Below are 10,427 nucleotides of genomic sequence, written 5' to 3'. Positions count from 1 at the left end.
GATGCTTTAGCTTCTGAAAAGGTGCTGTTAACTAAAGAATTAATAAACGATAAAGAAGAAGAGATAAACGTTCTTGAAAAAGAAATGCTTGACTATCAGCAAAAACGCTTTGGACCACAAGGCGACTTAATGATTCAAAAATCGGCATTAGTAAAACCTATACAAGACCAGGTTTTTAATGTAGTACAAGATATTGCAGAACAAAGGAAATACGATTTTATTTTCGATAAATCTTCTGATTTAACGATGCTTTATACAGCAGAACGTTTTGATATCAGTGATTTTGTATTAAAAGCATTAGAAAGAGCAGGTAAAAAAGTTGAATTAACTAAAAAACAACAAAAAATTCAAGACGCTAAAGATGTAAGAGAATTTGATACTAAAGAAAATCCTGAAATATTAGAAAAAGAAAAAGCAGTACAGACTACAAAAGACGATAGAGAAAAAAAGTTACAAGAACGAAAGGATGCTATTGCTGCTAAGAAAAAGGAAGCAGATGACAAAAGAGCGGCCCTTTTAAAAGAAAGAGCAGAAGCACGTCAGAAATTATTAGATGATCAAAAAGCAAAAAGAGATGCTTTATTAAATAAGAAAAAAGAAAATAAATAAACATAAATAACTAAAACAAAAATTAAATAACCCTTATTAAATTAAATTAAAATGAAACAATTTAAAACTCTAATTATTGCAATAGTACTATTTTTTGGTGCGCAAGTTGCTACAGCTCAAACTAAAGTTGGACATATTGATGTAAGTGCTTTAATGACTACTATGCCAGCTATGAAAGCTGCAGAAGCTCAATTAACAAAATTGAAAGAAGGCTATGATAATGAATACAAAAAATTAGTAGCAGAATACCAAACTAAAGCAGCTCAATACCAAAAAGAAGCAGAAACTGCTGGAGATTTATTAAATCAAACACGTTCTCAAGAAATGCAAGATATGGGAACAAGAATTCAAAAATATCAAGATGATGCATCAAAATCATTACAAGATAAACAAATTGAATTACAAAAACCAATATACGAAAAAGCACTTGCTGCAATAAAAAAAGTATCAGACGCTAAAGGTTTGTCTTATACTATTGACGCTACTTCTCCTGGAACTGTATTAAATATTGGTGCTGGAAGTATTGATATATTAGCTGATGTTAAAAAAGAATTAGGTTTCTAATAAAACTTAAAAAAATACTACAACTGCTCCATCTTATTTTTAGATTGAGCAGTTTTTTTTTACATTTGTTTTTATGAGTAACAAAAACCCAATAGGACTTTTCGATTCTGGCGTAGGAGGCACATCAATCTGGAAAGAAGTACACGCACTTCTACCAAATGAAAGCACTATTTATTTGGCAGATAGTAAAAACGCGCCTTATGGTCAAAAAAGTCAGGATGAAATAATTGCCTTAAGTATCAAAAATACTGAGTTATTACTAAACAACAATTGTAAAATTATAATTGTAGCTTGTAATACCGCTACCACAAATGCAATTAAAGTATTAAGAGCAACTTATGACATCCCGTTTATTGGAATTGAACCCGCCATTAAACCTGCCGCATTACATACAAAAACTCAAAAAATTGGGATTTTAGCTACGCAAGGCACATTAAATAGTGCGCTTTTTCATCAAACTGTTGCTTTATATTCAGATGTAAAAGTAGTGGAGCAAATTGGTTATGAATTGGTTCAACTTATTGAAAGTGGAGCGATGCATTCTGTAAAAATGACACAACTTTTAAAATCGTATTTAGAACCAATGGTAAGTCAAGATATAGATTATTTGGTTTTAGGTTGTACACATTATCCTTATTTGATTCCACAAATAAAAAAAATAATTCCAAACCACATTAAAATTATTGATTCTGGCGAAGCAGTAGCCAAACAAACCAAACATATTTTGGAAGTAAATAACTTATATAACACTTCAAATGAAGTATTTCACTCTTTCTTTATTAATAACCCACCAGAAGTTATGCAAGAATTAGTCGGAACCTCTTTTAATGTGGATTTCAAGGTTTTTTAGTCTTCTTTAAACCAACTAGAATACATTACGTAATTATTAGAAATTCGGTCAATTTCGCCTGCAAAATCACTTGTGTTTAAAGCTTTTACTTTCTTTGCTGGAATTCCTGCATATATAAAACCACTTTCAATATGCGTATTTTGTGTTACTACACTCCCCGCTCCTATTATTGAGTTACTTTCAACTACGCATCCATCCATTATAATGGCACCCATTCCCACTAAAACATTATCATGTATAGTACATCCATGAACAATAGCATTATGCCCTATAGAAACATTATTCCCAATAATAGTTGGATGTTTTAAATAAGTACAATGTATAACTGCTCCGTCTTGGATATTTACTTTATTTCCTATTGAAATAAAATTTACATCACCTCTAATTACGGCATTGAACCAAACGCTACACTTTTCTCCAAAAGAAACATCACCAACAATCGTTGCGTTTTCTGCAACATAACAATCCGCTGGAATCGCAGGTTTTTTACCTCTAACTTCTTTAATAATCATACAAATAAAATTAAAAAAAATCCCGAAAAAATCGGGATTAATTATATTAGTTTGAAACGGCTGGACAATTACAGTCGTATGCTTTTGGTTTACAGAATAAGTTTAATCCAATTGTTAATTGATGATATCCTGCATTATCGAATTTAACATCGCCAATTATATGGTTGTAAGAATAACCAAACATAAACTGTTTAAAGTTAACCCCTACGAACGGTGTTAAGTATTGTAATTTTTGAGTATTAACTACACCTCTTTCTTTTGTATATTGAGTTCCTTCAAAACTTGTTCTATAAGAAAGTCCTCCCCAAATATTACCGAAATCCATAGCTTTATATACTTTTGTATTTAAATCAATAGCTTTTTCTCCTGTTTGTTCAGTTACTTGAAACATAAATGATGGTTCTACAGAAATATTATCAGTATCTCCAAAATTCGCACCTGCACTCCATAAGTATTTTCTTAAGTTATCAGATTCAACTCCAGCTAAGTATAATTCTCTTCTATTAGCAATAAAATTTTTCACCGTTACGTGTGTGAAAAAATCCATATAATGATAAGAAGCTCCGATATCTATATTAAAATAAGAATCTTTTTGAGTAATTCCACCATAAATTTGCGGATCAAAAACCCTAAATGCTGTTTCATCTAACCTACTTTGAATAAAAGCTGTGCTTAAACCAAAAGAAAGCATATTTAAATCTGCTTTTGTACGTGAAAATAATAAATGATGCGCATATGTTAACTTAGCACCTGATTGAGAATGGTATCCATTTTTGTCATTAAAAGCAATCATTCCTACTCCAGATTTTCCATCTTCATCTAAAGCGGTATTAAAACTCATCGTTTGTAAAGCTGGCGCATCCTGCTGACCAAACCATTGTTGTCTTCCAGTAACTCTTAATTTAGCGCAATTTGATGCACCAGCCATAGATGGGTGTATCAAATAATAATTATCAGTTAAATAATCTGTATAAACAGCAATTCCCTCTTGTGAAAATGCTGATTGAAAAAAAATAATTAGGTTAAGTAGTAATAAATTTCTTAGTTTCATAGTAATCTTGTCTTAATCTTTTTAACGAAAATTGGGGTTTCAGTAATATTTGTTATTCTTTTTCTGTAACATTAATTGTGAACCAATACTCCTTTTATGATAAGTCTTGAACGATATATTTTTCGTTCCAACTTTCACCTAATGGTTCCATTTATTTCACTAGTTTTACATAACGGTCAAATATATAAATTTTTACGTAATGTTTTACTTCTAATACAATAATTTTCCTGGGATGATAAATTAGATTACCATTTGGTGTAAAATAATTAGAAAAATCAATTACTAAAACTCCTGTAATTAAGTTTACACATCCTTAAGTATTATAAATAATATAGACGTCCTAAATTACAATATAAAATTGAGAACTTTTTAAATAATTGAAAATGAAAAAACTATTCACAAAAATAGAAATAGTAATAATTATCATTTTGAATATATCGTAATTGTGTTAACAAAATTATAATCTTCAAATATATAACTTTACTTTAATGAATGTTTATATCTTTGTAAAAAAATTGAAATAAAATGAGTAAAATATCGATAAAAAGCACAAATAATTTATCAATTGTAAAATTTGAATTAGGAGAATTTATCACTAGAAATCAAAATTTCGAATTTAAAAACATTGATGAAACTACAAATTCACCTTTAGCCAAGCAATTATTTTTTCTTCCGTTTGTAAAGTCCGTTTACATTTCAGGAAATTTTATTGCAATAGAAAAATTTTCAATAGTAGAATGGGAAGACGTTCAAGATGAAGTAGCAAAACAAATTGAAGATTTTATAGCAAAAGGAGGACAAATTATTATTGAAGATACAATTGCAAAAAAAAATCCAATTACGATTTATGCTGAATCTACACCAAACCCCGCTGTAACTAAATTTGTAGCAAATAAAAAACTAACAAACACGGCTGTTGAATGTAAAAACATAGATGAAACAAAAGCTTCACCTTTAGCTAAAGATTTGTTTAGTTTCCCATTTGTTAAAGAAGTTTTTATTGATGAAAATTACATTTCAATTACAAAATATGACATTGCCGAATGGAATGATATTACATTAGAATTAAGAACTTTTTTAAAACAATATTTAGAACAAACCGATTTAGTTGTAGACGAAAGTTTGATTGAAAAAACAGATAATTTCAAAATTAAACAAGAAGAATTTTTTGATAATTTAGATGTTACCTCTCAACAAATCATCAATATTTTGGAAGAATATGTAAAACCTGCTGTTCAAAGTGATGGTGGAAATATAACCTTTAACTCGTTTGACGAAAGTTCAAATGTTGTGAAAGTGACACTTCAAGGCGCTTGTAGCGGTTGTCCGTCATCTACATTTACATTAAAAAATGGTATTGAAAATATGTTACGTGATATGTTAAAAAATAATTCAATTATAGTAGAAGCTATGAATGGCTAATTTTTTCTTACAATAAAAAAAGGGCTGTTTATATTATGTAAATAGCCCTTTTTTAATGTTTAAAATTTATTTTTTTGTAATTAAAACAAAATCTTTTAAATAAAAAGGTTCGAAATATGCTACATCTTCAAATTGTTTATTTTGAAATTTTTGGAAGGAAATTAAACTCATTTCGGTAGCAGAAGGAAATTGCATTTCAGGATAATATTTAAATTTTTCACCCGTTAATATTTCTTTAAATTTCATCGCGCCATCGCCAATTAAATGTAACATTTCGGATGTTTCTTGAAACGAATTTTTATCAATAATTTCCGCTTTGGTTTCTCTAATTTTAGCATAATTTTTATCAAAAAACGCACTGTAAACTTCTAATCTTCTGGCGTCAATCATAGGTAAAATAGTTCCGTTTGATATATTTATTTTTCTTGCCAAAATTTCTAAAGTATCAACAGCTATTAACGGAATAGATAATGCATAACACAACCCTTTTGCTGCAGAAACTCCAATTCGTAAACCTGTATAGGAACCTGGTCCTTGACTAACAGCAATCGCACTTAAATCTTGTAATTTTAAATGGGATTCAGCAAAAAGTTCTTCAATAAAAACGTGTAATTTTTCGGCGTGAGAAAAATTTTGTTCCGACAATTCTCTTATCGCAAGTGTTTTGCCATCCTTTGACAAAGCAACTGAGCAATTTTTTGTAGCGGTTTCTATATTCAGAATTAAAGCCATTTTTATTTTAAATTTAATACACAAAGAAACAAAAAAAGACACAATTTCTTGTGTCTTTTCTAAAATCAAAACTATATTAACTAACTTTTTTGTTCTTTAGCTTTTTTATCTTGGTCAGATTTGGTTTCTAATCTTACTTTATCATTTGGCAGTAAGTCTTTTGAAACTAAAGTGTACGGTCCAATTATAATTTCATCTCCTTTTTTCAAGCCAGATAAAATTTCAATATTGGTATCATCTTGAATCCCGGTTTTTACGACTCTAATTTTGGCTTTATCACCAACTTTTACAAAAACACATTCAAATTTAATATCTTTTTTAGGCGCATTTCCTTTTTTCTCTGCTTCTTCTTTTTCAATTTCGGCAACAATATCTTTTTTGGTTGAAGTTGTGTCGTCTTTAATTACGATGGCGCTAATTGGAACTGCTAAAACATTTGTACTTCTTTTTGTTTCGATATCTACAGTTGCAGTCATTCCTGGTCTAAAAGGAGAATAACTCACAGGTTTTCCTTCTAATAAATCTTGGTACGATTCTTTTACTAATCGAACTTTTACTTTAAAATTCGTTACTTGATCTGCCGTTAAACCTGTTGTAGCTGAGTTAGAAATACTTGTAACTACACCATCAAATTTTCTTTTTAAATAAGCATCCACTTCAATTTTTGCCGAATCGCCAATACTTACTTTTACAATATCATTTTCATTTACATCAACTTCAACTTCCATATTATTTAAGTTGGCAATACGCATCATTTCTGTACCAGCCATTTGTTGTTGTCCTAAAACACGCTCTCCTAATTCAATATCTAATTTAGAGATTGTTCCATCTGCAGGTGCAAAAATGGTAGTTCTTTTTAAATTATCACTTGCTTCTGTTACGTTTGCCGAAGCTGATTTCATTTGATAATATGCGGATTGTTTACTCGCAACTGCCACTTCATAAGCAGAAACAATTCTGTCCCATTCTGCACGAGAAATTACGCCTTTATCGTACAGTTTTTTATTTCTGTCGTAATTGGCTTTCGCTTCTTTAACTTGAGCATCAGCCTGACTTACACCAGCTTTTGAAGTTGATAAAGACGCTACAGTTCGGTCAACTCCAGAAGTATAAATGTCTGGATTGATTTTCACTAATAATTGTCCTTTTTTAACTTCCTGCCCTTCTTTTACGTTTAAAGCAATAATTTCACCTGAAACTTCTGGCATAATTTTAATTTCAACTTCTGGTTGAATTTTACCAGTTGCCGAAACGGTTTCAATAATCGTCATCGTTTCTGCTTTAGAAACTTCTACAATTTTACTGTCGTCGTTATTTCCAATTTTTCCTGATTTTTTAAGAATAATTAATAGTACAATCACTGCAACTACACTTCCTAAAATGATAAATAATTTTTTTCTTGACATAGCTTTATTGTTTTTCTATAAGTGGAATTCCGAAATAAAATTCTAAAATTTTAATTCTAAAAATATAATCATATTTGGTTCTTAATACTTCTGATTGTGCGTTTACGAAAGCAGTTTGAGATTGGTTGTAATCAAAAACATTCATCATACCAATTTCGTATCTGTCTTTAGCGTATTGCATCGCTAATTCGCGCGCTTTTACAATTTGTAATGCCGCTTCATAACTTTCTTTTGCGGCTTTTGTATCCGTATACGCTGTAAATACATTGCGCTCAATATCTAATTCTTGTTGATCTTTGGCTAACTGACTTTTCGCTAATGCAATTTTGGTACGAGCTACATTATTTTTCACAGCAAAACCATTAAAAATTGGAATATTTAGTGAAAAACCAAAATTTTGACCTTTATTAGTACTAAACTGATCAAACAAAGGTTTTGGACTCGTTACTATCGGTACACCATTAATTATTTCAAATCCGTTTGAATTTGATGCTCTGGTATTGAAACCATAAAAAGCGGTTAAAGTTGGTAAATAAGCACCTTTTGCGATAGAAATGTCTTTTTGGGCAAGTGCTACATTTGTTTCAGCAATTTTTAATTCCGTTCTGTTTTCTTTAGCTTTAGCAATTACCGCTTCTGGTGTTTCGTTTAAAACTGTTGATAACATCGAAGGCATATCGTCTTCCGAAATATCAAAATTTTGAAAATCTTTAATCTGTAATAATTGTGCCAAACTTAATTTAGACAATAACAAGGTGTTTTCAGCCACAATTACACGCTGATTTCCTGTAGCCATAGTAGCTTGGATGTCTAACAAATCACCTTTTGGAACATTTCCTGCTTCCACTAATTCAACCGTTCTGTTATATTGTTTCGTATTAAGTAACTTTTGTTGGGTTTGAACTTTTAAATTTTCTTTATTAAATAAAATCTGCAAGTAAGCATTGGCAACGTTTAAAGCAATATCTTCTTGCATTTTCGTTAACTGATATTGAGAAGCAATTATAGCTAAATTCGCTTTTCTTAACTGATTTACATTTTGCAATCCTTTAAAAATATCCACATTTGCATTTAAATTAGCAGAGGTAAATTGAGTCGTTTGATTTTCTAATAAACCCGTTGTAATGTTTTGATTTAAACCAATATTCCAAGAATGCGATGAAGATGCGTTTACGTTTGGTAAAAAATTACCAATAGCATCTTTTTTAGCGATAGCTGTAGTTTGCGTATCTAATTCCGATTGTTTAATGGAAATATTATTTTTTATGGCATAATAAATACATTCTTTTAATGTCCATTTTTTTTCTTGGGCAAAAGAAGTAACACTCACAAAAAATAGTATCAAAACGATTTGTACTGACTTCATTATAATAATTGTTTTACTATTTGACCATTGTTTATTAAAAATGTTACACTTTACAATTAAAAATTTTACTTTTATACCAGAAATAATTTAAAACAGAATACAATATTTTCTTATATTTTTTGTTTTTCTTAAAATCGTTTTACAGAATCGTTAATTATGAATATAAAAATTAAAATTTTGCTTTTTGGCATTATAAGCTTAGGAATCTTTAGTTGCGGTTCTTCAAAAAAAATAGAAGCACTAAAACCAGAACCCAGCAACAATGCTCCAATTGTGTACAGCAATAAAACATCGCTAATTGCAATGCCTATGGAAGTGAGTTTAAAGGAAGTGGAATATCATTTAAATAAAAATGTAAAAGGGTTAATTTATGCTGATACCATTTTAAACGATGATAAAACAGAAATGAAAATTTGGAAAACTTCTGATATCAAATTGGTAGAACAAAACGGTGAAATTGTTTCGGTAATTCCTTTAAAAATTTGGGCAAAAATAAAATACGGCACCGAATTTATGGGTCTAAATGACACAAGAGAACTAAATTTAAACGGAACTATAACACTAAGCAGCAAAGCCAATTTTGCCAACTGGAAACTAAACACCACTTCTAAAATTGAAGATTTTGAATGGAACGAAAGTCCAAGTATCGTAGTAGCTGGAAAAAATGTACCAATTACCTATATCATTAATCCTACTTTATCTATTTTTAAAGGGAAAATAGCCAAGATGATTGATGAGGCAATAAATAAAAGTTGTGATTTTAAAACGCAAGTTATGCAAGTTTTAGAAACACTTTCTACACCTTTTATGGCAAATGAAACGTATGAAACTTGGTTCAAATTAGTTCCAAATGAAATGTATAGTACAAATGCGGTTTTGAGTAATTCTAAAATTACAATGAATTTAGGATTAAAATGTCAGATGCAAACTTTAATTGGCCAAAAACCAAAAAGCGGATTTGACAAAACTAAAATCGTTTCTAAAGCGGTTGCTAAAATTCCATCCGATTTTAATGCTTCTGTAGCAGCTGTTTCTTCATACGAAAGCGCAAGTAGAATTATGACTAAAAATTTTGCTGGTCAAGAATTTGGTTCTGGGAAAAGAAAAATCACCGTTCAAAAAGTAGCATTATGGTATAAAGATGGAAAAATGATTATTGCTTTAGATATGATTGGATCGGTAAATGGAACAATATATTTAGCTGGAATTCCGAAATACAATATTGAAACTAAAGAAATTTATTTTGAAGAAATGGATTACGTTTTAAACACAAAAGGCGTGTTAACAAAAACTGCAAATTGGTTGTTACAAGGCGTAATCTTAAAGAAAATTAAAGAAAATTGCAAGTACTCAATTCAACCAAATTTAGAAGAAGGGAAGAAAAGTATGCTTCCTTATTTAACTAATTATTCACCTATGAAAGGTGTTTTTGTAAACGGAAAATTAAACGATTTTGTATTTGAAAAAATAGAACTTACCGAAAGTGGCATTGTTGCCTTTATTACTTCAACAGGTTCTATGAAAATTACAATTGATGGAATGGAATAGGTATAGGTAAAAGGGATTAGGTATAGGGTAAAAGACGCTTTTAATAAAAAATTATTGAACTACTTCTTTTTTCTTTTGTTTTAATCGCCATACTGCGTAAAAAACACCCGCTACTAAAATATAAGGTATTGCCATTAAATACACAATTCCGTCATTTACTCCTTCCGCAACTGCTTTGTTAGCTTCGTTTTGAAGTGAAGCTCTGCACATGGCACATTGTGCGTTTCCTTCAAGTAAAAAGAAACAAGTAAAAAGTAAAAAATAAATCTTTTTTAGTGTATACTTTCGACCTTTGACTTTTAACTTTTGACTTTTGACTTTACTTAACATAATAAGGCGAAATCATTACGTAAACTACCACACCTGT

The 10,427-nt window shown here is 29.9% G+C and carries 11 protein-coding genes; 5 read left to right on the top strand and 6 right to left on the bottom strand.

The genetic code is table 11. The features are described 5' to 3' along the window. From ACIQ11_RS05725 to murI, 3 genes are all read left to right on the top strand, one after another. Nucleotides 1-609: OmpH family outer membrane protein (locus ACIQ11_RS05725; protein WP_396153638.1), on the top strand; the 609-nt coding region annotated here is incomplete at its 5' end. A 51-nt stretch (nt 610-660) separates the two neighbouring features. Beyond that, nucleotides 661-1,173: an OmpH family outer membrane protein gene (locus ACIQ11_RS05720; RefSeq protein ID WP_396153636.1), complete on the top strand. Its 513-nt coding sequence runs from the start codon at nt 661-663 to the stop codon at nt 1,171-1,173. A 73-nt stretch (nt 1,174-1,246) separates the two neighbouring features. Further along, a complete protein-coding gene (murI, locus tag ACIQ11_RS05715; RefSeq protein ID WP_396153634.1) occupies nt 1,247-2,023 on the top strand; it encodes a glutamate racemase in 777 nt (258 codons plus the stop codon). Here murI and ACIQ11_RS05710 read toward each other — a convergent pair. Continuing rightward, on the bottom strand, nt 2,020-2,535 hold the full coding sequence (locus ACIQ11_RS05710; RefSeq protein ID WP_291242401.1) for a gamma carbonic anhydrase family protein: 516 nt from the start codon (nt 2,533-2,535) through the stop codon (nt 2,020-2,022). The genes murI and ACIQ11_RS05710 overlap by 4 nt on opposite strands. 46 nt (nt 2,536-2,581) lie before the next feature. Then, complete coding sequence (locus ACIQ11_RS05705; RefSeq protein ID WP_396153632.1) at nt 2,582-3,586, bottom strand: type IX secretion system membrane protein PorP/SprF; 1,005 nt, start codon at nt 3,584-3,586, stop codon at nt 2,582-2,584. Between the two features lie 525 nt (nt 3,587-4,111). Between ACIQ11_RS05705 and ACIQ11_RS05700 the strand changes: the two genes are divergently transcribed. Further along, nucleotides 4,112-5,008, top strand: coding sequence for a NifU family protein (locus ACIQ11_RS05700; protein WP_396153630.1), 897 nt, complete (start codon nt 4,112-4,114; stop codon nt 5,006-5,008). Between the two features lie 66 nt (nt 5,009-5,074). On the opposite strand, the gene tsaB is transcribed toward ACIQ11_RS05700, so the two are convergent. The 3 genes from tsaB to ACIQ11_RS05685 form a co-directional block, all read right to left on the bottom strand. Next, nucleotides 5,075-5,740, bottom strand: coding sequence for a tRNA (adenosine(37)-N6)-threonylcarbamoyltransferase complex dimerization subunit type 1 TsaB (gene tsaB, locus ACIQ11_RS05695; protein WP_396153628.1), 666 nt, complete (start codon nt 5,738-5,740; stop codon nt 5,075-5,077). 80 nt (nt 5,741-5,820) lie between these two features. After that, on the bottom strand, nt 5,821-7,146 hold the full coding sequence (locus ACIQ11_RS05690) for an efflux RND transporter periplasmic adaptor subunit (protein WP_291242272.1): 1,326 nt from the start codon (nt 7,144-7,146) through the stop codon (nt 5,821-5,823). A 4-nt stretch (nt 7,147-7,150) separates the two neighbouring features. After that, entirely contained in the window at nt 7,151-8,512 is a 1,362-nt protein-coding gene (locus ACIQ11_RS05685) for a TolC family protein (protein WP_396153626.1), read from the bottom strand. A gap of 156 nt (nt 8,513-8,668) precedes the next feature. Here ACIQ11_RS05685 and ACIQ11_RS05680 point away from each other — a divergent pair, with 156 nt between their 5' ends. After that, on the top strand, nt 8,669-10,060 hold the full coding sequence (locus ACIQ11_RS05680) for a DUF4403 family protein (protein WP_396153624.1): 1,392 nt from the start codon (nt 8,669-8,671) through the stop codon (nt 10,058-10,060). 51 nt (nt 10,061-10,111) lie between these two features. Here the strand turns inward: ACIQ11_RS05680 and ACIQ11_RS05675 are convergent, their stop codons facing one another. Next, entirely contained in the window at nt 10,112-10,270 is a 159-nt protein-coding gene (locus tag ACIQ11_RS05675) for a hypothetical protein (protein WP_396153622.1), read from the bottom strand. Nucleotides 10,271-10,427: the final 157 nt, after the last annotated feature.

Origin of the sequence: Flavobacterium sp. (genome assembly GCF_044361065.1) — a bacterium.
In the GTDB taxonomy this organism is placed as follows: domain Bacteria; phylum Bacteroidota; class Bacteroidia; order Flavobacteriales; family Flavobacteriaceae; genus Flavobacterium.
Note: the sequence above shows the minus strand (reverse complement) of the source record. Positions and strands in the feature narration are given on the sequence as shown.